Below are 21,137 nucleotides of genomic sequence, written 5' to 3'. Positions count from 1 at the left end.
GCCATGAGTGAGCAGGATGCGGGAGCAGGGGAGACGGCGCGCGAGAAGGGCGACTCGCGGGTGGCACCGGGACTGGTGCGCTTCGAGCTGCTCCACGAGGATGCCTCCGGAACGAAGGCCCGCAGGGGGCGGCTGAACACCCCGCACGGCCCCATCGAGACGCCCATCTTCATGCCGGTGGGCACCGTGGGCAGCGTCAAGGGCGTGGGGCCGGATGACCTGCTCGCGCTCGACGCTCAAATCATCCTCGGCAACACCTACCACCTCATGCTGCGCCCCGGCGAAGCGCTGATGCGGGAGATGGGCGGCCTGCACCAGTTCGTCTCCTGGAACCGGCCCATGCTCACCGACAGCGGCGGCTTCCAGGTCTTCAGCCTGTCGGAGAAGCGCAAAATCACCGAGGAGGGCGCCGCCTTCCAGTCCCACCTCGACGGCGCGCGTCACTTCCTCACCCCCGAGCGCTCCATCGAAATCCAGGAGACGCTCGGCGCCGACGTCATCATGGCCTTCGACGAGTGCCCGCCCTCCACCGAGGACCGCCCGTACCTGGAGAACTCCCTGGCGCGCACCACGCGGTGGCTGCACCGCTGCGTGAAGGCGTGGAACAAGGCAGGACGCTCCTCCCTCTTCGGCATCGTCCAGGGCGGCCTCCACGAGGACTTGCGCAAGCGCCACGCGGAGGAGGTGTGTGCGGTGGACCTGCCCGGGTACGCGCTGGGCGGCTACTCGGTGGGCGAGGCCCCCGAGGCGATGCACGCGGGAGTGGCGTACTCGGCGCCGTTGTTGCCTCGCGACAAGCCGCGCTACCTGATGGGTGTGGGTACCCCCGTGGACCTGGTCACCTGCGTGGAGCACGGGGTGGACATGTTCGATTGCGTGCTGCCCACCCGTTGCGCACGCAACGGCCTGCTCTTCACCTCGGAGGGCAAGCTCACCATCCGGAACGCGGCATTCGCCAAGGACCCCAGGCCGGTCGACCCGGCGTGCTCCTGCTACACCTGCCGCAACTTCAGCAGGGCGTACCTGCGCCACCTCTTCGCGGCGGGCGAAATCCTCGCCATGCGTCTCAACACCCTGCACAACCTCCACTACTTCCTGGGACTGATGGCGGATGTACGCAAGGCCATCGCGGAGGACCGATATGCGGCCTTCGCGCGGGAGTTCCGGGAGAGGGCTCGGGCCCAGGAGGCCGAACGGACCCGTGGCCGCTGAGCGACCGGATGGAATCCCGGGTTCCCGCGTTCACTTGCTCACATGGGGACCCCTTGCTAAGAGGGCCCCCTTTCAGGATGGGTCCTTCGGGTAGTGTGGGGGGTCCCCCATCCCAAGCCTTCCTCAACCGACGAGGCAGTCTGTGGCTGAGAGCTTTTTGATGCTGGCGCAGGCCGGGGGCGGGACCAACCCGCTGAACACCCTGGCTCTGCTCGTGGGCCTGGTGGCGATCATGTACTTCGTCATGATCCGCCCCCAGCAAAAGCAGATGAAGGAGCACCGCACGCTGCTCACTTCGCTCAAGAAGGGCGATGAAGTGGTCACCTCGGGCGGCATGCTCGGGAAGATCCACCTCGTCGAAGAGCGGACCGTGACGGTGGAAGTCGCCAGTGGCGTGCGCGTCCGCATCCTGAAGACGTCCATCAGTGCCAAGGGCACGGTGGCTGAGGGGCCCGCGCAGGCGGCGCCCGCCGAAGAGAAGAAGAAGGAGGAGAAGTAAATGGACCGCGGCTGGTGGTGGAAGTTTGGACTGATTGTCGCGGTGACGCTGGGGACCATCTGGTTCCTGATTCCGTCGTATTACTCGCTGGCGGTCATGGACCGTGCCCAGCGCAATGACCTGGCGGCGCTGCAAGCGCGGCTTCCCGCCTGGGCGCCTCCCGCGAAGTACCGGCTCAATCTGGGCCTGGACCTTCAGGGCGGCATCCACATGGTCATGCGCGTGGACACCAAGACCGCGCTCCAGAAGCGCACCGAGCGCCGAGGCCAGCAGATCGCCACGTACGTCGCCGACAAGAAGCTCGGCGAAGTGACGGTGGATACGGATCCAGAGAAGCTCCAGCTCACCTTGACGGCGAAGGACCCGGCGACCATGGACGCCATCGAGAAGGACGTCCTGGCGACCTTCGGGGACTTCAAGCGGGTCAACCGCAACGGCGCGACGCTGGTGCTGTCGCCCGACGACACGCAGGTGAACCGCTTCCGTGAGGAATCGGTCGACCAGGCGATGCTCGTCATCCGCCGCCGCATCGACAAGTGGGGCGTCGCCGAAGTCGACGTGCGCAAGCTCGGCACCGACTCCATCCAGATTTCGCTGCCCGGCCGCAGCAACCCGGAGCAGGCCAAGGAGCTGGTCGGCACGACCGCGCAGCTCGAGTTCCGGATGGTGGACGACACCAACCCGCAGGTCTTCGCGCAGATGTTCCAGGCCAACCCGCCTCCGGCCGGCAGCGACATCACCGTGACCGAAGAGGGCGGCTTCCCGCAGCTGCAGAGCAAGTCGCGCGAGGCGCTCCTGGCGTACACCGAGGGCAAGGTTCCGGAGAACCGCCAGGTCGTCACCGAGTGCATCGCGAACCCGCTGAAGAAGAACGAGTGCTCGTCCTACCGCACCTTCCTGTTGGACAAGTTCGTGCCGCTGACGGGCGAGAGCCTGGCGGGCGCGGACGCGAGCGTGAACCAGATGAACGAGCCGGAGGTGAACATCGCCTTCGACCCCGCTGGTGCGCGCGAGTTCGAGAAGCTGACCGAGGCGGGCGTGGGCAAGCGGATGGCCATCGTCCTGGACGACAACGTCCAAACCGCGCCGAACATCAACGAGAAGATTGGCGGCGGTCGTGCCCGCATCACCATGGGCCGCATGGGCGCGCGCTCCCACGACGAGTGGCTGGGTGAGGCGCAGACGCTGGCGCTGGTGCTCAAGGCGGGCGCGCTGCCCGCTCCGGTGACGGTGGGTGAGATTCGTCAGGTGGGCGCGAGCCTGGGTGACGAGCTCATCAAGAAGGGCGGCCTCGCGGTGCTGGTCGGCCTGGGCCTCGTGCTCCTCTTCATGGGTCTGTACTACCGCAAGGCGGGGCTCATCGCGGACATCGCGCTCGTCCTGAACGGCCTGCTCATCCTGGCGGGCCTGGCGTTCTTCAACGCGACGCTGACGTTGCCGGGAATCGCCGGATTCGTGCTGACGCTGGGCGTCGCGGTGGATGCCAACGTGCTCATCAACGAGCGCATCCGCGAGGAGTTGAGCCACGGCAAGACGGCCAAGGCGGCCGTGGACCAGGGCTATGACCGCGCCTTCTGGACCATCTTCGATGCACACGTGACGGCGCTGATCGCCGGCTTCATCCTGTTCTTCACGGGCACCGGACCGATTCGAGGCTTCGCCACCACGCTCATCGTGGGACTGCTGGCCTCGCTGTTCACGTCCATCGTGGTGACTCGCGTCATCATGACCTACTTCGTCCACGGCCGTAACGCGCAGTCGGTGTCGGTCTGACCGGCGGGAGCCCGGATAACTGCCATGCAGATCCTCAAGAACAAGACGAACTTCGACTTCATCGGCAAGCGCAAGCCGGCCATCTTCATCTCCACCCTCATCAACCTCGCCATCCTGGTGGGCATCGCCACGGTGGGGTTCAACTACGGCGTGGACTTCGCCGGCGGCACGGTGGTGGAGCTGAAGTTCAACCACCCCGTCACCGCGGCGGAAGTGCGTGAGCGCGCGCAGAAGGGTGGCCTGCACGACGTGAGCGTGCAGAACATCGGCAGCGCCGACGAGAACGCCTTCCTCCTGCGCATGGGTGGCGTCACCCAGCTCAACGAGGAGAACGCCGCGAAGGCCAAGACGGCCATCGAGTCGCTCGGCTCCGTCCGCAACGTCTACGCGGACCTCTCCAACGGCATCATCAACTTCCGTTCGGCCACCCCGCTGACGGTGGAACTCATCAAGAAGACGGTGCAGGACTCCGGCACCGGCGTGCAGGAGGTCCGCGTCCTGGGCGAGAACCAGGGTGGCACCGGCATCGACTACCAGGTCGTCGCCAGCGGCATGGCGGACAAGGTGTTCTCCGCGCTCAACGAGGGCCTGGAGAAGCCGGACTTCGAGCAGCGCCGCGTGGACTACGTGGGCCCGCAGGTGGGCAAGCAGCTGCGCAACCGCGGCGTCATGGCGCTGCTGTACTCGATGGTGGCCATCCTCATCTACGTGGCGTTCCGGTTCGACTTCAAGTTCGGCCCGGGCGCGCTGCTCGCCATGCTCCACGACGTCATCATGGTGGCCGGCTACTACCTGGTGAGCCGCCGCGAGTTCAACCTCACGGCCATCGCCGCGCTGCTGACCATCGTCGGCTACTCGGTGAACGACACCATCGTCATCTACGACCGCATCCGCGAGGACATGGCCAAGTACAAGGGCAAGCCGCTGGCGGAGGTCATCAACATCGCCATCAACGACACGCTCGGCCGCACCATCCTCACGTCCGGCACGACGGCGCTGTCGCTCATCGGTCTGCTCATCTTCGGCGTGGGCGAAATCTTCGACTTCGCCATGGCGATGCTCGTGGGCATCCTCGTCGGCACCTACTCCTCCGTGTACATTGCCAGCCCGCTCACCATCTGGCTGGACGAGCGCGCCGCGGCGAAGGAAGGCCGTCACGGCGACGGCATGAAGCACGAGCCGAAGGCGGCTTAGGCCACCTGGCCTGGCTCCCGCTCGCGGGAGTCGGACGCGACGAGGGCCCTGGTCTCCCACTCACGGGAGGCAGGGCCCTCGTTGTTTTCAGGCGGGGGCTGCGTCAGAAGCGCGCGCCCAGCGTCACCGAGGCGTCCAGGAGGCCGCCGTCGGTGTCCTCGTCCAGCGCGTCGTTGGCGAAGCCGTTGTCGAGCAGCACGCGCCAGGTGGCTCGGACACCGGCCGTGAGGGCGCCGCTGTTGAACTCCAGGCCCGCGGCGAGCGGCAGCTCCTCCATGGTGTCGGAGTCGTAGAGCCCGCCACCGATGCCGCGCACGTCCACATAGGAGAGGCCGAAGCCCGCTCCGACGAAGGGCCGCACCGCCGTCATGAAGGGCGGGGAGAGCTTCACCAGGGCGCTACCGCCCTGGCGGACGATGGAGGGGCCGTCATCCAGCAGCCGGAGGTCGTCGATGCCGTTCTGCGAACCCTCGTAGCCGAGCTCGAATCCGAGGAACGTGGTGGGCTGCACGTTGAGTGTGAGACCCCATGCCGGACCTGTGCTCGTGAGATCTCCCAGGTTGCCCGTGTAATCGCCCAGGCCTCCCTTGAGGAACACGTTGACGTCGCCTCGCTTGCCCGGCTTTCGTTCCTGCGCTGATGCCGTGCCCGCGGCGAGCAGCGCGAGCGCCAGCGCGCCGACCTGGATACCCTTTGCGGCCATGCGGTCCTCCCTGTCAGGTGGTGTGCAATCAACCTGTGCACCGGATGGACGGCGCGCTTCCCCACCAGCAGGCGACAGGCCGAGCGCACGCCTGAACGCTTGAGCAGGAAGGGAAATGTCGTGCCCAAGGTTGGACTATCCTCGTCAGACGTCTGAGGTACTGTCGCCGTGTCAAGATTTCGTCCCGGCCACGGAGCAGTCCCGGTGGCCGAGGAGGGGAGCTGCGAGTGCGGTGGTTGCTTCCAGACGTGGTCGAGGAGGAGGTCGGGTTGCTCGCTGGGGAGCTGTCGCTCCATCCGCTCGCGGCGAGGGTGCTGCTGCACCGCGGATACCGGACGCCAGAGTCCGCCTCCGCGTTCCTGTCGGACCGACTGGCGGACCTGCCAGACCCCTTCCGGATGAAGGGCATGGTGGCGGGCGTGGAGCGGCTGGTGCGTGCCCTGCACCGGCGCGAGAAGGTGACGCTGTACGGCGACTATGACGTGGATGGGGTGTGCTCCACGTCGCTGATGTTCCTGTTCCTGAAGGAGCTGGGCGTTCCGCCGGCCACGTACATCCCCCACCGCCTGGACGAGGGCTACGGCCTCAACATGTCCGCGGTGGAGCGCATCGCCGCGGACGGCACGCGGGTGCTGGTGACTCTGGACTGCGGAATCACCTCCGTGGCGGAGATTACCCGCGCGAAGGAGCTGGGGCTGGACGTCATCGTCGTGGACCACCACACGGTGCCCCCCACGCTGCCGCCCGCCGTCGCGGTGCTCAACCCGCATCAGCCCGGCTGCGAGTACCCCACCAAGGCCCTGTGCGCCGCGGGCGTGGCCTTCAACCTCTGCATGGGCCTGCGCAAGCGGCTTCGGGATGACGGCTACTTCGCCACCCGCAAGGAGCCCAACCTCCGCGCCATGATGGACCTGGTGGCGATGGCCACCGTCGCGGACGTGGTGCCGCTCACCGGCGCCAACCGCATCCTCGTGACGCACGGCCTCCAGGAGCTGACGGCCGCCCGCCGCCCGGGCGTGCGCGCGCTGAAGGAGGCGGCGGGGATGGACGCGGACACGCCCATCACCGCGGGCCAGGTGGGCTTCCGCCTGGGGCCTCGCATCAACGCCGCCGGACGGCTGCATGACGCGTCCTTGGGCCTCCAGCTGCTCTGCTCGGAGACGCTGGAGTCGGCGCGCTCGCTGGCCTCGGTGTTGGACCGGGCCAACGCGGAGCGGCAGGGAATCGAGAGCGGCATCCTCACGCAGGCGCTGGCCCAGGCCGAGGAGCACAAGGACGCGCGCGGCTTCGTGCTCTACGACGAGGGCTGGCACCCGGGCGTCATCGGCATCGTCGCCTCGCGCGTGGTGGAGCGCTACCACCGGCCCACCGTCATGGTGGGCGTGAAGGACGGGGTGGGGAAGGGCTCGGCGCGCAGCATCGAGGCCTTCCATCTCTACGACGCGCTCAGCGGGTGCTCGGAGCTGCTCACCAAGTTCGGCGGCCACAAGCACGCCGCGGGCCTCACCATCGACGCGGACAGGCTGCCCGCGCTGCGCGAGGCCTTCGAGAAGATTGCCTGGCAGCGCCTCACCCCCGAAGACCTCATCCCCCGCTGCCGCGTGGACGCGGTGGTGAGCGCCCGGGAGCTGGATGCGACGGCCGTGGAGGCCCTCCAGCGCCTGGGGCCCTTCGGCCAGGGCAATCCGGAGCCGGTGCTGGTGCTGCGTCACCAGGTGGCCCGCTCGCGCGTCCTGCCGGCCAAGGCGGCGGGCAGCAGCGGACACCTCAAGCTGGCGCTGGCGGATGCGCCGGAGCTGGATGCCATCGGCTTCGGCATGGCGGACCGCGTGCGGATGGTGGATGGGCCGGTGGACCTGGCCTTCCAGGCGGGCTTCGACACCTTCCGAGGTCAGCGAAAGCTGTCGCTGCGCCTCAAGGACGTGCGCGTCGCCGCGTAGACCCGCATCTGGATGAAGCGAGGACCCGCGGAAGCACTGCCCGCGGGCCCTTGTGGGTGACGGCCGTCAGCTCAGGCCAGTCCCCAGCGCACCCGACCCGGCGTCATCAACGCGCCCACTCGCGCCAGCTCGTTGAGTCGGAAGCGCTCGGCCTGCCGCTCGAAGGCATGGCGGCACCGTTCCGAGCAGAAGAAGTACCGGCGCTTCTTGTACTCGGAGGACGGCTGGCTCTCGAGCGTCTCGAGCTGCTTGCCGCACACCGGGTCCCAATGCTTGCCCTGTCCCTGCTGCCCCTGCCCCTGCACGTCCCTCATGCCTCGCCTCCCCGCCCTGGGGCCCCACGCCCATTCCCGACGGTGGCTACAAGCAGGGCATATGCCAACCCCCAACTCCCCGGAATGCCGAGGAGCGAGGGGCCGCACGGAGGGTTGGAGGCGGAAAAACTTCCACCCGTTCACGCTCCTTAGGGGGCGCGCGCGGGTGGCAAGTGTTCTTCAGAAGGTGGCGCCGACGCTGCCACCCAGGAAGAAGTCGTTCATGTAGCCCCGGCGGTAGCCCAGGGCCTCCAGGCGGAAGGAGAGCCGGAAGTTGCCGTTGCGGGACAGCTGGGGACGGCCCCGGAGGCCCACGCCGTACTGGAAGAGGGGCTTGAGGCCGTTCACCTTCGTCTCGTTGGCGTCCACGGTGATGGAGGTCGTCTGGTAGGCGACGCCGGCACCCACCTGGCCGAAGAAGCCGAAGTCGGACTTGCCGAACTTGATCTCGTAGGCCGGGGCGATGGTGAAGTAGTGCTGGCTGGTGCTGCCGCGAATGAAGTCGGTGCCGTCGCTGCTGTTGCCGTACGTCCAGCGCAGGTCCGCCCAGAGGTTCTCGCGGAAGCGCTCGAGGTTGAACGTGCGGCCGAACTCCCACGTGGTGCGCACGCCCAGGCCCAGCACGGTGTCGGCGAAGCGGCCCCGGGGGCTCTCCAGGAGGAGCGCGCCGGCGAGGAGCTCCACGCCCACGCCCATGCTGGGGTCGTCCAGGCCCGCGAGCTCCTTGAAGTCGCCTTCCTCGCCCTCCTGCTCCGACGCGTTCCGGAACTCGTCGGCCTGGTCCACGTTGCGACGGCGGCGCTCGGCGGCCTCCTCTTCTTCAATCTGCTCCTGGCTGGGGCCCGGCTCGTCCTCGGGATAGGCGTACGGGTCGTCGTCATCCTGCGCGAAGGCGGGGGTCGCCACGAGCAGGCCGCCCATGAGGCAGCGGGTGAGCCAGTTCTTCACGGGGGCGGTCCTCATCAGTCGACGCTCAGTCGGGGGCAGGTGGTGCCGCCAGCGGCGCTGGGCGGGCAGAGGTTGGGATTGGTGGTGTTCACGAGCAGATCGCGGGGAATCTGCAGGTGGTCCATCAGCTCGTTGCACACGGCTTCCTTCAGTCGCAGGTCCGTGATGTGGCTGATGATGGCGCTCGACGCCACGGCCAGGTCGAACTTCGTCTGGTCGGAGATGTGCTGCTGGGTGAGCTGGAGCAGGCCGGGCGTCGTCGTCGAGGAGTCGCTGTAGGCGGTGATGATGGAGCGCAGCAGGATGTCGCGCTGCCCGGTGGCCTCGCCGGCCTGGTACAGCGCGCTGGCGAGCAGCGTGCCCACCCGGTACTCCTTGCCGCTGAACTCATCCAGGCTGTTGCCCCGGATGCTGTCGCGCAGGGACGCGTCCATGCAGCGGTCCGCCTTCGCCAGGTCTCGGTCGGCCGGAATGGAGCCGTAGTCGGGACCCTCGAAGGACGTGGAGAGGAAGCGGGTGTCGCAGCCGTTCTTCGTGCGGCAGGTGGCGCCGTACGCGTGCAGGTCCGCCAGGCCTTCGTCGAAGGACTTGAGGATGTTGGCGCCCTGGCTGGGGCCACCGACGGAGGCCCACGCGGTGAGGGCGGCGGGGAAGGCCTGCCCGGCGTACACCTTCAGGTTGAAGATGCGGTGCGAGTACTCGTGGGTGATGACGCCCGCGTTGATGGCCAGCGGCGCGCGCTGGAGCTCATCGAAGGGCAGCACGAGGAAGGACTCCATCGCCGAGAAATACAGGGCGTTGTCCCTCAGCGGGTCGCGGCTGACGTCGGCGATGGTGAAGTCGGGGAAGTAGAACGTCTTGACGGGCTTCTTGAAGTCGGCCGTCGGGATGTTGGTGACGTCGTGGAAGTAATCGAAGGCGCGCTCGAGGTTGTAGTACGTCGTCACCATGTTCCAGGTGTGGAAGTCCGCCGGCCACAGGACGTCATCCTGGGAGATGTAGCTGGCGGTGACGTCGCGGCCCTCGCCCTTGAGCAGGGCGTTGGCGAAGGCCTCGGGCGTGTTGGCGTTGACGAGGTCCTGGTCGTTGGAGTCGTAGACGATGCGCGCGCCGCCGTGCAGGTCGGCGACGCTGCCGCTGAGCCCGACGACGTCGGAGATCGTCTTGAGTTCGACCTCTTCGGGGACGTACTGCCCATTGCTGGAGAGCACCAGGGCGCGAATCTTGACCGGGGCGCTCGTGTCGGGCGCACAGCCGGCGGCCAGGCCCAGCACGGCGGTGGTGGCGATGACTGTTCGGAGCATGGAGGCCGTTTTACTCCGGTCCGCTCAGAACGTGTATTCCCCCCCGAGCGTCATCAGGCCGGAACGGACCGGGGACGGGGTCTCCCCCGGGTCCACGGCCTCCAGGTGGTCCTCCTGGAGCGCCACGCTGGCCCATACCCTCAGTGGCGCCCCCAACCTCACCGTCCACCGGGTGCCCAGCAGGTGGGACCACCCCTCGCCCGCGACGTAGCGGGTGAAGGCGTAGGAGAGCTGCCCCCGCACGTCCCGTCCGGGCTTCCAGGTGAGGGAGGGCCTGACGTCGAAGCGCGAGGGCGCGGTGGGGATGCCCGCGGTGGCGTTGGCGTCCGCCATGCGCCGGGCCAGCACGGTGCCCAGGTCCCGGTTGACGCGGGCCTGGTAGCGGCGCAGGGCGCGGCGCGTCGCGAAGGCGTTCCTGAAGCGGCGGACCAGCGCGGCCTGCTCCTCCCGGGTGAACTGGCCGGCCGACAGCGGGTCCTCGCTGTAGAGGGACAGGCTTCCCCGCGCGCCCACTTCCCAGTGCGTGCCTGGCAGCAGCCGGATGCCCAGCCCGGGCCGCGCGGCCCAGAGGATGTCCTCGTGGGCGAAGCGCGTGGTGTTGCCCTGGGCGCTGGTGACGCGCAGCTCCCGGCGCAGCGGGTGGCGGGTGAGGGAGAGGCTCGCGTCGGCGCCCAGCTCCAGGTCGGAGAGGCCCGCTGTGTCATAGGCCAGCGACAGGAGCGCGCCCTGGCTGGCGGAGCCGGTGCTTGCGTCCACGGAAGGGCGGCGCCGCCGCGCGGGGCGCTTGGGGACGAGCTCGACGGTGGTGTCCTTGGGAAGGCTCGCGCTGATGATGCCGGACAAGAGCCAGTGGTCGCCCAGCACCTGGTCCGCGCCCAGGCTGAGCTGGTGGGTGAGGGCGGTGCCCGCTTCGGGGCGGGCTCCCGTGTAGCCCAGCGTGAGGAACGTGGCGCCGTCGCGCAGCTCCACGTCACCCAGGAGGCTCCAGGCGCGGAAGTCCTTGCCGACGGTGGTCTCCACGCTGACGGTGGTGTCCCCGGACTCGGCGCGGGCCGGCGGCGCGGCGAGCAGGGGGACCACCAGTCCCAGCAGCACGCCTGCCTGGCGAGGCAGGGCCCAGGGCCCGGGCTTGCGCGTGCCTGGCTCCCCCTTCATGAGCAGGTCAACACACGGGGCGGCCAGAAGTCGCGCGCGGGGGCGAGGAGCGTCAGGACTCGCTCCGAGAGTCGACCGTTTGAGAGCAGTCAGCACGGCGCGGACTCCTTGACGCATCGTTTCCACGGTCTCTATGGTGCCGCGCCTTTTCCTTCTACGAACCACGCAGGCGGTCTCCATGGCGGTCCCGTTCATCTCCGAGGTCAAGCGTACCCACACGTGCGGTCAGCTCACCGCGACCAATGTTGGCGAAGAGGTCGTCCTCTTCGGCTGGGTGCACAATCGTCGAGACCACGGCGGCGCGGTCTTCATCGACCTCCGGGACAGGGATGGGTTGACGCAGGTGGTGTTCGAGCCGGACCACGCGGAAGCGCATGGGCTGGCGGGCAGCCTCCGGTTGGAGTTCTGCATCGGCGTGCGTGGCAAGGTCGTGTCGCGCGGCAAGAACGTGAATCCGAAGATGAAGACCGGGGAGATCGAGATCAAGGCGACCGACCTCACCATCTTCAATCGCTCCGAGCCAACCCCGTTCCCCATCGAGGACTCGATTGACACCTCGGAGGAGAAGCGACTGGCCCACCGCTATCTGGACCTGCGCCGGGCGCCGCTCCAGAAGTCGCTGATGACGCGCTCGAAGATGCACTCGCTGACGCGCGCGTACATGGTGGACAAGGGCTTCCTGGAGCTGGAGACGCCGTTCATGGGCAAGTACACGCCCGGCGGCGCGCGCAACTTCCTGGTCCCCAGCCGGATGAACGCGGGCAAGTTCTACGCGCTGGCGGAGAGCCCGCAGCTCTACAAGCAGCTCTTCATGGTGGCGGGCTTCGACCGGTACTTCCAGATCGTGAAGTGCTTCCGCGACGAGGACCTGCGCGTGGACCGGCAGCCGGAGTTCACGCAGATCGACGTGGAGATGAGCTTCGTCAGCCAGGACGACATCTTCACCATCATCGAGGGGCTCATCAAGAAGCTGTGGGGCGAGGTGCTCGGCATCGACGTGCCCACGCCCTTCGCGCGGATGGACTTCTACGAGTCCATGGCGAAGTACGGCAACGACAAGCCGGACCTGCGCTTCGGGCTGGAGCACACGGTACTCACGGACCTGATTCGCGAGCACGGTGAAGCGGGCGGCGTGCCGATGATGTTCGAGGCGGTGCAGAACAAGGGCATCGTCAAGGCGATGGTCGTCCCCGCGGAGAAGGCGATGAGCCGCGCGGAGAGCGACAAGCTGGAGGAGTTCGCCAAGCAGGCCGGTGCGAAGGGCCTGGCGCGCGCGAAGGTGGGCGAGGGCGGCGAGTGGACGCAGTCTCCGCTGTCCAAGACGATTACCCCGGCGCTGCGCGCGGCCATCAACCAGGCCGTGGGCGCGAAGACGGGCGACCTGCTCCTGTTCCAGTTCGGCAAGGAGTCGCTGGTCCACACGGTGATGGCGAACCTGCGCGTGCACGTCGCCAAGAAGCTGGGGCTGATTCCGGAGTACGGCAGCGGCGGCCAGTGGAAGTTCCTGTGGGTGGTGAACCCGCCGCTGTTCGAGCACGACGAGGAGTCCAACACGTGGGTGGCGGCGCACCACGCCTTCACGCGTCCGCATGACGAGGATGTGCCGTTCCTGCTCACCGACCCGGGCCGGGTGAAGTGCCACCGCTACGACGTGGTGCTCAACGGCTTCGAGATTGGCGGCGGCTCCATCCGTCTGCATGACCCGAAGGTCCAGGCGGAGGTCTTCAAGGCGCTGGGCATCGGCGAGGAGGAGGCGCAGGCGAAGTTCGGCTTCCTGCTGGACGCGCTCAAGTTCGGCGCGCCTCCGCACGGTGGTATCGCGTTGGGCATGGACCGGCTCGCCTTCCTGCTGACCGGCGCCGAGTCCCTGCGCGACGTGATTCCGTTCCCCAAGACGAAGACGGGCACGGACCTGATGACGGGCGCGCCCGGCGACGTGGACGACAAGCAGCTTCGCGAGCTGCATGTCCGTCCGGTGCCGCTCCCGCAGAAGTAGTCAGACGATGGAGGCGAGGGGCTCCGGCCCCCCCTCCAGTGTCTCTCGCAGTCGGTGCAGGCCCTTCTCCAGCGAGGCGCGGGTGCGTGGAGTCCCCAGGCACACGCGCACCGCCGCTGGAGCGGTGGCCGGGCCCACGGTGAACAGCTCGGCGGGCATGACGACCACGCCGCGCCGCCGGGCCTGCGAGGTGAACGCCTCCGCGCGCCAGGGCGAGGGGAGCTTGAGCCACAGGTGGTACGTGGTGGCTCGGCCCTGACGTGGCAACAGGTCCCCGAGCACGTCCCTCGCCAGCTCCAGTCGCTCGTGGGCTTCTCGGCGGCGTCGCACCACCAGCTCGTCGGCGGTGCCGTCACGAACCCAGCGCGCGGTGATGTCGGCCGTGAGCGCGGGTGTCATTCGCGCGGCCAGGGCGGCTTCTTCCGCGAGTCGCTCGGTGCTCGGTCCCGCTGGCGCCGCGAGGTAGCCGATGCGCAGCCCCGGGGCGAGCAGCTTGGAGACGCCGGCGATGAACCAGCCGGACTCCGGCAGGAGCGTGCAGAGCGGCGGTGGACGCTTGTCGAGGAGGAGGCCGTACGCGTCGTCCTCCACCACCGCGAGACCGTGTCTTCGAGCCACCGTGGCGATGCGGCGCCGGCGCTCCTCGGGCATGACGGCGCCCGTGGGGTTCTGGAGGTTGGGCAGGCAGAAGAGGACCTTCGCGCCGGTGCGGCACGCGGTCTCCAGGGCGTCCGGGAGGAGGCCTTGCTCGTCCATGGCCACGCCGTGAAGGCGCAGGTGGAGCCGGCTCGCGAGCACCTTGAGGCCCGGGTAGGTGAGTGACTCGCAGAGCACCGTGTCGCCGGGGCGCGTGAGGGTGCTGAGGGCGACTTCCATCGCGTGCTGCCCGCCGGAGCAGACCATGATTCGCGAGGGCTCCACGTCCAGGCCGAAGCGGGACATCCACTCGGCGCCGGCCTCACGGTGCGCTGTGTTGCCCGCGTGGGGTTGGTAGTCGAGCAGCTCCGAGAGGTGAGTGGAGCGGTGCAGTGCCTCCAGTGACTTCTTCAGCGCGGCACCGGCGGGGTCTCCGGATGGGGTCGCGGGCCAGTTGAGGCCCAGGTCGATGAGGGTGTCGTCGCCTGCGTCCTGAGTGGGCTGTGGGAACTGACGCGGGGTGTCCCGGTGGCGCACGAAGGTGCCTCGACCGACTTCGCCGCCGATGAGGCCCCGGCGCTCCGCCTCCGCATAGGCACGTGTCACGGTGCCCACGGTGACGCCCACCTTCTCCGCCAGTTCACGGTGCGTGGGCAGGCGGGTTCCGGCGGCGAGGCGTCCCTCCTCGATATCCGCGCCGAGCGCATCCGCGAGGATTCGGTACAGCGGCCCCTCTCGGCCCCGCAGGTTGGGCGTCCAGATTGTCATGGTGACAATGCATACAGTTGCCGGGCGTGTTCGCGCAATGTATCGATTGTGTCGATTCTTGAGTTGGATTGTGTCGGTACACTCGAAGGACGGTGCGGGCTTGGGCCCGGGGCCGTGGATGGGAGAGGCACGCCATGCAGGTGACCATCGTCGACGCTTTCACGCAGACCGCTGGGGCAGGCAATCGCGCGGGTGTGGTGCTGGACGCGGCGGGACTGGGGGTGGAGGCCATGCAGCGCATCGCCGCGGCGGTGGGCGCGTCGGAGACGGCATTCGTCGTCTCGGGCCCCACGGCGCAGGGCGTGCGGCTGCGCTACTTCACTCCGACGAGCGAGATTGATTTCTGCGGCCACGCCACGGTGGCGACGTTCCACCTGTTGGCCGAGCGCGGGCTCGTGCCTCGGGCGGGAGCGCTCAAGCTGGAGTGCGCGGCGGGGGTGCTCGACGTGGAGCTGGAGTCGGTGGACGCGCGTCGAAGCCGGGCGTGGATTGTCACCCCTCGGCATCCGTGGCTGGAGACGCCGGTGCCGCTGGAGCAGGTGCTCGCGCTCGTGGGTGGGACGGTGGACATGGTGGATGGCTCGTTGCCCGTGCGTCGCAATGCGCACCGAATCATGGTGCCGTTCCGCCGGAGGGCAGACGTGTGGGAGCTGGCCCCGCGCTCGAACTCACTGGACGTGCTGCTTCGGCCCCATGGGCTTAGTGGCGCGTACTTCTTCACGCGCGAGACGCTGGAGGCGGGCAGCGTGGCGCACTCGCGCTACTTCGTGCCCGGCATGGGTGTGGCGGAGGACCCCGCCACGGGCTCGGCGGCCGGGCCGCTCGGCATGTACCTGGCGATGCACGGGGTGCTGACGCTGCCAGCCGAGGGTGGCACCGTGCGCGCTCGCATCGAGCAGGGTGATGCCATGGGCAAGCCGGGGCGCATCGAGGTTGAAGTCACGGGGCGCGCCGGGCAGCCCGAGCAGGCTCGCATCGGCGGAGTGGCGGTGACGGTCCTCGACGGCACGCTGCACGTGTAGCGGAGCGGAGCGGCTCGCCCTTGTTCCAGGACGCCTGTCGTCGGCGGACCTTGCTCGCTCCACACGGACACTCCGCCGTGTGGAGTGCTCACTGGGAGGACTCGTCCGCAAACCGAGTCCCGAGCCGTCCGCGACGCATGCGCTTCCTTGCCTACCCGTATGTTGGTCCCCAGGAGATACGACGCCGTTCCTCGGATGCCCCGGCTGGTACGCCGGTCAGCTCCCTGGAGGACGTCCAGGATTGGCTTGCCGCCAACCCCGATGCGCTCGTCGAGGGTGCGACGTATGTGGTCGACTTGCGTGGACGCTTGCGGCTCGCGCCTCGGAGGTCCGAGCATGTCGCGTGCGCCAGCGGTGAAGAGGTCCTTGCCGCTGGCGAGATTCGCTTCCGCGACGGTTCGCCCCAGCCCTCGGTTGTCGAGGTGACGAACCTCTCCACTGGCTACTGCCCTGATGTGACCTGTTGGGCTGCCGTGGAGGGGGCCTTGAATCGGGCGGGCCTGAGGCCTCCGTCGGGCTTCACCACCGAGATGCTGTTCCGGCGGTGTACGGCATGTGGCCAGGTCACCCTGGTGAAGGACGGATGGTTCGTCTGCGTCTTCTGCGACGCAGACCTCTCTTCCTCGTGGAACGTCGGGGCCCGCCGTGAGGTGGGCGATTGAACCCGGCCTTGGGCCCCTGAAGGCACATTCCAGAGAGGCGGCCAGTCGTGGGGGGGCTGGCTGGAGCCGGACCTCACTGTGCGGTGCGTCAGCCGTGTGCCGGGTGGCGGGGGACCTGGACGACCCTGGGGGGCGTCGCGAAGTGGAGTACCGCGCCACAACCGCGTAAACAGGGGCGTTACAGGGAGGGGTAGGTGCCGATGAAGACGTTCCTCGTGGTCAATCCGCGCAGCGCCAATGGCCAGACAGGGAAGCGCTGGGTCGAGATTGCCGCGCAGGTGGGGAAGGTGCTCGGTGAGTTCGGGCACGGATTCACCCAGGGCGGCATGGATGCCGCGCGCATCGCCCGCGAGGCGATTGACCAGGGCTACGAGTGCATCGTCGCGGTCGGCGGCGACGGCACGCTCAACGAAGTCACCAACGGCTTCTTCCGCGACGGCAAGGCCATCAACCCGAACGCCGTCCTTGGCCTCATCCCTCGCGGCACCGGTGGCGACTTCCGCCGCACCTTCGGCTGGGGGCTCGACCTGGAGTCCTCCCTGGAGCGGCTCCGCTCGGACACCACCGAGCCCTTCGATGTCGGCCGGCTCGACTTCATCGACAACGACGGCAATCCCGCGACGCGCTACTTCGCCAACATCGCCTCGTTCGGCGTGAGCGCGGTGGTGGCTCGCGAGGTGAACAGCGGCAGCAAGGCCCTCGGCGGCAACTTCAGCTTCGTCTGGGGCACGCTCAAGGGCCTGGTGAAGTACACCGAGCGCAAGGTACGGCTGTCCACGGATGATGGGCCCGCGGAGACGCTCGACATCACCGCCGTCGCCGTGGCCAACGGTCGCTACTTCGGCAGCGGCATGTTCGTCGCCCCCGAGGCGATTACCCATGATGGCGTGTTCGACATCACCATCTGGTCCGGCTACGGCCTGAGCGACTTCCTCCTCAAGTCCAAGGGCGTCTACAACGGCTCGCACGTCACCTGGAAGGGCACGCGTCGCCTGCGCTGCCAGAAGGTCCATGCGGAGTCGGTGGATGGCCAGGAGGTCTTCCTGGACGTCGACGGAGAGACGCCAGGCCGACTGCCCGCCACGTTCACGCTCCTGCCCGCCGCCATTCGCATCAAGGTGTAGCCAAGGGCGGTTGCTCCCCAGGGGCAGGCGCCACGGCACTCTTGGGCGCGGGGCTCTTGGCCTTGGGCGCGAACTTCTTCTGGTAGTAGCGCTCCCACAGCTTGAGTCCCGGAACGCCCACCAGCGTGGGGCCGAGGAACACCGCGAGCTGCATGCCCTCGATGCCCAGGTGCCGCGCATTGACGACGAGCACGGCCGTCAGCGTGGCGATGCCCGAGCCCACCATGGCCCCCATGTGCTGGAACCACCAGTGCATCCGCTCTTGAGGCGGACGCAGCCAGTACCTCAGCGACGAGGCTCCCGTGAGGATTCCCACGGGCGCGAAGCCCCACAGGAGCGGCACGCCCTTCACGAGGCCCCACGCCACGGTGAACAGGCCCAGCGCCAGGGTCAGCGCGGAGAGGCCCAGGTCGAAGGGGTGGCGATGTGCCGTCGTGCGTGACTTCGTGCGCAGCACCCGCACGCCCATGGACGCGGAGGTTCCACTCATCACGCTCAGGAGCATGAAGAACAGCGCGTGGGACTGATTCTCGGGGCCTTGCATGAACCTCCAGGTGGAGATGATCAACCCGGTGAGGGCCACCACGCCCATCGCCCCCACGTAGACCCAGCCCACGCGCCGGTGGAGCGAGCCTCCCTTGCGCGCGACGAGGGGCAACCACAGCGCGGTGAAGCCGACGACCCCCGCCATGATGTGGATGGCACGGGCGAGATAATAGAAAGACATGCAGGCCTCCGAGGTGCTGCGAGACGAAAGCCACGGTACGCAGGCGCTCCCGTGTCCACATCGGCTGGAAGTCACACGGGGGCGCTGTGACTTCCGGCATATGTCCTGCCTCCGAGGCGGGCTCTATGCTCCGCTCCCATGTCCCTGAAGCACGCCGCGCGGAAGCCCGCGTCCATCCGAAGACTGCTGCGCATGGCGGGGCTGCTCACGTGGGCTGTCGTCGGTTCTCCGCATGTGGAGGACGTGCTGCGAGAGCCCGCGCTGCTCTTCACTCCGCGAGAGCTGGCGTGGTGGGCGGCCTTTCTCGCATTCGGCCTGGCCTACTGGCGCAACGCCCGCTCGGAGACGGTGACTCGGGACGGTGTGGTGATGATGGGGATTCAGTCCGTCAGCGCGCTCGTCATCGTCGCCACCAGTCGCACGGGCGTGGACGGGGCGCTGCTCGCCATCGTCGCGGCCCAGGCGCCCGAGCTGCTGTCCCAGCGTCGCGCGATGCTCTGGGTCCTCGCGCAGTCGGTGGCCATGCTGCTCGTCTTCGTCTCCATCTACCCGCTGTCGCGCGCGCTGCTCCAGGCGCTCATCTACATCGGCTTCCAGGGTTTCACGTTGGGCTCGGCCATCGTCATGGTTCGCGAGGCCGAAGCGCGAGGTGAGCTGGCGCGCCTCCACGCGGAGCTTCAGGCCACCCAGGTGCTGCTCGCCGCGCGCGAGCGAGAAGGGGAGCGGCTGCGCATCGCCCGCGAACTTCACGACTCGCTGGGCCACCACCTCACCGCACTGTCCCTCAACCTGGAAGCCGCCGTGCACACCGCGAAGGACACGCCCTCCGCCGAGCACCTGCGACGCGCGCGTGAAGCCGCCCGCACGCTGCTGTCCGAGGTGCGCGAGACAGTGTCCGCGCTGCGTGACACCCCCGCGCCCCTGCTGGCCACGCTGCGCCGGCTCGCGCAAGACGTGCCCGGCCTCACGGTCCACCTGGAGATTCCGGAGTCGCTGGTCCTCGACTCGTCCGAGGCGACGCATTCGCTCATCCGCTGTGTCCAGGAGGTCCTGACGAACACGCTGCGCCACGCCCAGGCATCGCAGCTCTGGATTCGCATCGTCCCGACACACGAAGGTGGCGTGCGCGTCACGACCCGGGACGACGGTCGAGGGGCGCAGGCACCGACGACGCCCGGCGCGGGCCTCACGGGCATGCGAGAGCGCTTCACCCGATTGGGAGGCGGCGTGGAGTGGCGCGCGGAGGCAGGGAAGGGCTGGGAGCTGGATGCGTGGCTGCCGGCCGAGCGGAGGGCCGACGCGTGATTCGACTCGTCCTGGTGGATGACCATGCGCTGGTGCGCCAAGGGCTGCGCGGGCTGCTGGACCTCACGCCCGACCTGCGCGTGGTGGGCGAGGCCGTGGATGGCGAGGACGCGCTGCGCAAGGCGGAGGAGCTGAACCCCGACGTCGTCCTGATGGACGTTCGCATGCCCCGCATGACGGGCCTGGAGGCGCTGAGGGAGCTGCGTCGCGGACCCGTGCACCGTCGCGTGGTGCTGCTCACCACCTTCGACGAGGACGCCGCCATCGTCGAGGCGCTGCGCGCGGGCGTGCAGGGCTTCCTCCTCAAGGACGTGTCGCTGGACGAACTGGCCGACGCCATCCGCCGGGTCCACGCCGGAGAGACGCTGCTGCCTCCCGGTGTCGCCGAGCGCGTGGCTCGGGGCCTCTTGGAGCTGTCCCGGGATTTTCCGGCCGCCGAGCTTCCCGAGGGCCTCACGCGGCGGGAGGTCGAGGTGCTGCGGCTCATCGCCCGGGGCTTGAGCAACCGGGAGATTGCCCAGGCGCTCGGCACGGCGGAGGGCACGGTGAAGAACCAGACCTCCAGCATCCTGTCGAAGCTCGGTGTGCGGGACAGGACTCGAGCGGTGCTCCGGGCGATGGAACTCGGCTGCCTGTAGGCCGTACATCCCTCTTGGGTAGTCCCCGGATTCTGAGGCAACCTCCTGCATCAGGTGGCGTCCGGCGTTATGCCTGCTGGACGCGCGGCACCGCGTTCCGGTGTCCGTAGGACACAAGAGAGATGCCCGATGGCCCAGCAGCGCGGACCCTCCCAGCTCGACCTCTTCACGGGCGCGCCCATCGAGCCGCCCGCGCGGAGCCGGAGCAGGACCCAGCCGGTAGCCCCCGCGCCGGTGCCGGAGCCCCTCGCCGACCTGGGACGCGAGCTGCCGACGGGCGTCTACCTGGGCACCTCGTCGTGGACGTTCCCCGGCTGGTCCGGTCTCGTCTATGACCACGAGGCCGCCGCGTCGCAGCTCGCGCGCGAGGGCCTGTCCGCGTACGCGCGCCACCCCGTGCTGCGCACCGTGGGCATCGACCGGACCTTCTACGGCCCCATCAACGCCGAGGCCTTCGCCGAGTACGCCGAGCAGGTGCCCGCGGACTTCCGCTTCCTGGTGAAGGCACACGAGGCCTGCACCCTGGCGCGCTTCCCCATGCACGAGCGCTACGGCGCGCACCGGGGACAGCTCAACGAGCGGTTCCTGAACGCGGCCTACGCGGAGGAGTACGTGGTGCGCCCGTTCGTCGACGGCCTGGGCGACAAGGGCGGTCCGCTCGTCTTCCAATTTCCACCGCAGGACCCGCAGGTCTTGGGGGGCACCGCGCGCTTCGTGGAGCGGCTGCACGCGTTCCTCTCCGCGCTCCCCAAGGGCCCGCTGTACGCGGTGGAGGTGCGCAACGAGGAGCTGCTGACGGAGAGCTTCGCGCAGGCGCTGGCGGACGTGGGGGCATGTCCGGTGCTCGCGGTGTGGGCCCACATGCCCTCCATGGGGATTCAGGCGAAGCGCACACGGGCGCTGGACGCACGGGCCCTCGTCGTACGGTGGATGCTGCCGCCGAACCTGGGCTACGAGGAGGCTCGCGCTCGCTACGCGCCCTTCAACCGGCTGGTGGACGAGGACGTGCCCACCCGCGACTTGCTGGCCCGCGCGTGTCTGGCCGCCCTGCGCCGCGAGCGCCCCGTCTTCGTCACCATCAACAACAAGGCCGAGGGCAGCGCGCCACTGTCCGCCATCAAACTGGCGGAGCGTATCGTCACGAGCAGGTCGACGGAGGGGGACCAGCGGAGCGTCGCGTCATGAACGCCCCTTGCGCCCATGCACAACACTTGCTT

At 68.7% G+C, this 21,137-nt stretch carries 19 protein-coding genes; 12 read left to right on the top strand and 7 right to left on the bottom strand.

From position 1 onward, the window contains the following. The first annotated feature begins 3 nt into the window (after window positions 1-3). The 4 genes from tgt (at window position 4) to secF (ending at window position 4,678) form a co-directional block, all read left to right on the top strand. Window positions 4-1,212 carry a tRNA guanosine(34) transglycosylase Tgt gene (gene tgt, locus LZ199_RS37635; RefSeq protein ID WP_253998619.1) on the top strand — a complete coding sequence of 403 codons (1,209 nt, stop codon included), beginning with the start codon at window positions 4-6 and terminating at the stop codon, window positions 1,210-1,212. 142 nt (window positions 1,213-1,354) lie between these two features. Next, window positions 1,355-1,711 carry a preprotein translocase subunit YajC gene (gene yajC / locus LZ199_RS37630; RefSeq protein WP_253998618.1) on the top strand — a complete coding sequence of 119 codons (357 nt, stop codon included), beginning with the start codon at window positions 1,355-1,357 and terminating at the stop codon, window positions 1,709-1,711. After that, window positions 1,712-3,484: a protein translocase subunit SecD gene (gene secD, locus LZ199_RS37625; protein ID WP_253998617.1), complete on the top strand. Its 1,773-nt coding sequence runs from the start codon at window positions 1,712-1,714 to the stop codon at window positions 3,482-3,484. 24 nt (window positions 3,485-3,508) lie between these two features. Further along, entirely contained in the window at window positions 3,509-4,678 is a 1,170-nt protein-coding gene (gene secF, locus LZ199_RS37620) for a protein translocase subunit SecF (protein WP_253998616.1), read from the top strand. Window positions 4,679-4,781: 103 nt separating this feature from the next. On the opposite strand, the gene LZ199_RS37615 is transcribed toward secF, so the two are convergent. Then, on the bottom strand, window positions 4,782-5,381 hold the full coding sequence (locus LZ199_RS37615; RefSeq protein WP_253998615.1) for an outer membrane beta-barrel protein: 600 nt from the start codon (window positions 5,379-5,381) through the stop codon (window positions 4,782-4,784). 227 nt (window positions 5,382-5,608) lie between these two features. On the opposite strand from LZ199_RS37615, the gene recJ reads away from it, so the two are divergent. Next, entirely contained in the window at window positions 5,609-7,321 is a 1,713-nt protein-coding gene (gene recJ / locus LZ199_RS37610; protein WP_253998614.1) for a single-stranded-DNA-specific exonuclease RecJ, read from the top strand. 71 nt (window positions 7,322-7,392) lie between these two features. Here the strand turns inward: recJ and LZ199_RS37605 are convergent, their stop codons facing one another. The 4 genes from LZ199_RS37605 to LZ199_RS37590 form a co-directional block, all read right to left on the bottom strand. Continuing rightward, window positions 7,393-7,635: a YHS domain-containing protein gene (locus tag LZ199_RS37605; RefSeq protein ID WP_253998613.1), complete on the bottom strand. Its 243-nt coding sequence runs from the start codon at window positions 7,633-7,635 to the stop codon at window positions 7,393-7,395. A gap of 180 nt (window positions 7,636-7,815) precedes the next feature. Beyond that, window positions 7,816-8,598: a hypothetical protein gene (locus LZ199_RS37600; protein WP_253998612.1), complete on the bottom strand. Its 783-nt coding sequence runs from the start codon at window positions 8,596-8,598 to the stop codon at window positions 7,816-7,818. Beyond that, a complete protein-coding gene (locus LZ199_RS37595) occupies window positions 8,598-9,887 on the bottom strand; it encodes a hypothetical protein (protein WP_253998611.1) in 1,290 nt (429 codons plus the stop codon). The genes LZ199_RS37600 and LZ199_RS37595 overlap by 1 nt, the downstream gene beginning before the upstream one ends. Window positions 9,888-9,911: 24 nt before the next feature. After that, window positions 9,912-11,042 (bottom strand): hypothetical protein, encoded by a 1,131-nt coding sequence (locus LZ199_RS37590; RefSeq protein WP_253998610.1) that lies wholly within the window; start codon window positions 11,040-11,042, stop codon window positions 9,912-9,914. A gap of 178 nt (window positions 11,043-11,220) precedes the next feature. On the opposite strand from LZ199_RS37590, the gene aspS reads away from it, so the two are divergent. Further along, on the top strand, window positions 11,221-13,038 hold the full coding sequence (aspS, locus tag LZ199_RS37585; RefSeq protein WP_253998609.1) for an aspartate--tRNA ligase: 1,818 nt from the start codon (window positions 11,221-11,223) through the stop codon (window positions 13,036-13,038). Here aspS and ehuR read toward each other — a convergent pair whose 3' ends face one another. Then, window positions 13,039-14,442: a MocR-like ectoine utilization transcription factor EhuR gene (ehuR, locus tag LZ199_RS37580; protein ID WP_253998608.1), complete on the bottom strand. Its 1,404-nt coding sequence runs from the start codon at window positions 14,440-14,442 to the stop codon at window positions 13,039-13,041. A gap of 134 nt (window positions 14,443-14,576) precedes the next feature. On the opposite strand from ehuR, the gene LZ199_RS37575 reads away from it, so the two are divergent. The 3 genes from LZ199_RS37575 to LZ199_RS37565 all read left to right on the top strand — a co-directional run bounded on the left by LZ199_RS37575 (window position 14,577) and on the right by LZ199_RS37565 (window position 17,250). Further along, a complete protein-coding gene (locus LZ199_RS37575) occupies window positions 14,577-15,464 on the top strand; it encodes a PhzF family phenazine biosynthesis protein (protein ID WP_253998607.1) in 888 nt (295 codons plus the stop codon). A 137-nt stretch (window positions 15,465-15,601) separates the two neighbouring features. Further along, window positions 15,602-16,126 carry a hypothetical protein gene (locus LZ199_RS37570; protein WP_253998606.1) on the top strand — a complete coding sequence of 175 codons (525 nt, stop codon included), beginning with the start codon at window positions 15,602-15,604 and terminating at the stop codon, window positions 16,124-16,126. A 200-nt stretch (window positions 16,127-16,326) separates the two neighbouring features. Next, window positions 16,327-17,250, top strand: coding sequence for a diacylglycerol/lipid kinase family protein (locus LZ199_RS37565; protein WP_253998605.1), 924 nt, complete (start codon window positions 16,327-16,329; stop codon window positions 17,248-17,250). Here LZ199_RS37565 and LZ199_RS37560 read toward each other — a convergent pair. Next, window positions 17,240-17,977: a DUF2306 domain-containing protein gene (locus LZ199_RS37560; protein WP_253998604.1), complete on the bottom strand. Its 738-nt coding sequence runs from the start codon at window positions 17,975-17,977 to the stop codon at window positions 17,240-17,242. The genes LZ199_RS37565 and LZ199_RS37560 overlap by 11 nt on opposite strands. A gap of 138 nt (window positions 17,978-18,115) precedes the next feature. On the opposite strand from LZ199_RS37560, the gene LZ199_RS37555 reads away from it, so the two are divergent. From LZ199_RS37555 to LZ199_RS37545, 3 genes are all read left to right on the top strand, one after another. Beyond that, window positions 18,116-19,282 carry a sensor histidine kinase gene (locus LZ199_RS37555; protein WP_253998603.1) on the top strand — a complete coding sequence of 389 codons (1,167 nt, stop codon included), beginning with the start codon at window positions 18,116-18,118 and terminating at the stop codon, window positions 19,280-19,282. Continuing rightward, complete coding sequence (locus LZ199_RS37550) at window positions 19,279-19,920, top strand: response regulator (RefSeq protein WP_253998602.1); 642 nt, start codon at window positions 19,279-19,281, stop codon at window positions 19,918-19,920. The genes LZ199_RS37555 and LZ199_RS37550 overlap by 4 nt, the downstream gene beginning before the upstream one ends. A 129-nt stretch (window positions 19,921-20,049) precedes the next feature. Beyond that, window positions 20,050-21,105 carry a DUF72 domain-containing protein gene (locus tag LZ199_RS37545; RefSeq protein ID WP_253998601.1) on the top strand — a complete coding sequence of 352 codons (1,056 nt, stop codon included), beginning with the start codon at window positions 20,050-20,052 and terminating at the stop codon, window positions 21,103-21,105. Window positions 21,106-21,137 lie beyond the last annotated feature (32 nt).

The sequence above is a fragment of the Myxococcus qinghaiensis genome (genome assembly GCF_024198215.1).
In the GTDB taxonomy this organism is placed as follows: Bacteria; Myxococcota; Myxococcia; order Myxococcales; family Myxococcaceae; genus Myxococcus; species Myxococcus qinghaiensis.
This window is presented reverse-complemented; position numbering and strand designations above follow the sequence as displayed.

What these genes read in the sequence shown, in the direction of transcription:
- tgt (WP_253998619.1), top strand. Translation starts at nt 4, where the DNA reads ATGAGTGAGCAGGATGCGGGAGCAGGGGAGACGGCGCGCGAGAAGGGC.
- secD (WP_253998617.1), top strand. Translation starts at nt 1,712, where the DNA reads ATGGACCGCGGCTGGTGGTGGAAGTTTGGACTGATTGTCGCGGTGACG.
- secF (WP_253998616.1), top strand. Translation starts at nt 3,509, where the DNA reads ATGCAGATCCTCAAGAACAAGACGAACTTCGACTTCATCGGCAAGCGC.
- LZ199_RS37615 (WP_253998615.1), bottom strand. Translation starts at nt 5,381, where the DNA reads ATGGCCGCAAAGGGTATCCAGGTCGGCGCGCTGGCGCTCGCGCTGCTC.
- LZ199_RS37605 (WP_253998613.1), bottom strand. Translation starts at nt 7,635, where the DNA reads ATGAGGGACGTGCAGGGGCAGGGGCAGCAGGGACAGGGCAAGCATTGG.
- LZ199_RS37600 (WP_253998612.1), bottom strand. Translation starts at nt 8,598, where the DNA reads ATGAGGACCGCCCCCGTGAAGAACTGGCTCACCCGCTGCCTCATGGGC.
- LZ199_RS37595 (WP_253998611.1), bottom strand. Translation starts at nt 9,887, where the DNA reads ATGCTCCGAACAGTCATCGCCACCACCGCCGTGCTGGGCCTGGCCGCC.
- LZ199_RS37590 (WP_253998610.1), bottom strand. Translation starts at nt 11,042, where the DNA reads ATGAAGGGGGAGCCAGGCACGCGCAAGCCCGGGCCCTGGGCCCTGCCT.
- aspS (WP_253998609.1), top strand. Translation starts at nt 11,221, where the DNA reads ATGGCGGTCCCGTTCATCTCCGAGGTCAAGCGTACCCACACGTGCGGT.
- ehuR (WP_253998608.1), bottom strand. Translation starts at nt 14,442, where the DNA reads ATGACAATCTGGACGCCCAACCTGCGGGGCCGAGAGGGGCCGCTGTAC.
- LZ199_RS37575 (WP_253998607.1), top strand. Translation starts at nt 14,577, where the DNA reads ATGCAGGTGACCATCGTCGACGCTTTCACGCAGACCGCTGGGGCAGGC.
- LZ199_RS37570 (WP_253998606.1), top strand. Translation starts at nt 15,602, where the DNA reads ATGCGCTTCCTTGCCTACCCGTATGTTGGTCCCCAGGAGATACGACGC.
- LZ199_RS37565 (WP_253998605.1), top strand. Translation starts at nt 16,327, where the DNA reads ATGAAGACGTTCCTCGTGGTCAATCCGCGCAGCGCCAATGGCCAGACA.
- LZ199_RS37560 (WP_253998604.1), bottom strand. Translation starts at nt 17,977, where the DNA reads ATGTCTTTCTATTATCTCGCCCGTGCCATCCACATCATGGCGGGGGTC.
- LZ199_RS37555 (WP_253998603.1), top strand. Translation starts at nt 18,116, where the DNA reads ATGTCCCTGAAGCACGCCGCGCGGAAGCCCGCGTCCATCCGAAGACTG.
- LZ199_RS37545 (WP_253998601.1), top strand. Translation starts at nt 20,050, where the DNA reads ATGGCCCAGCAGCGCGGACCCTCCCAGCTCGACCTCTTCACGGGCGCG.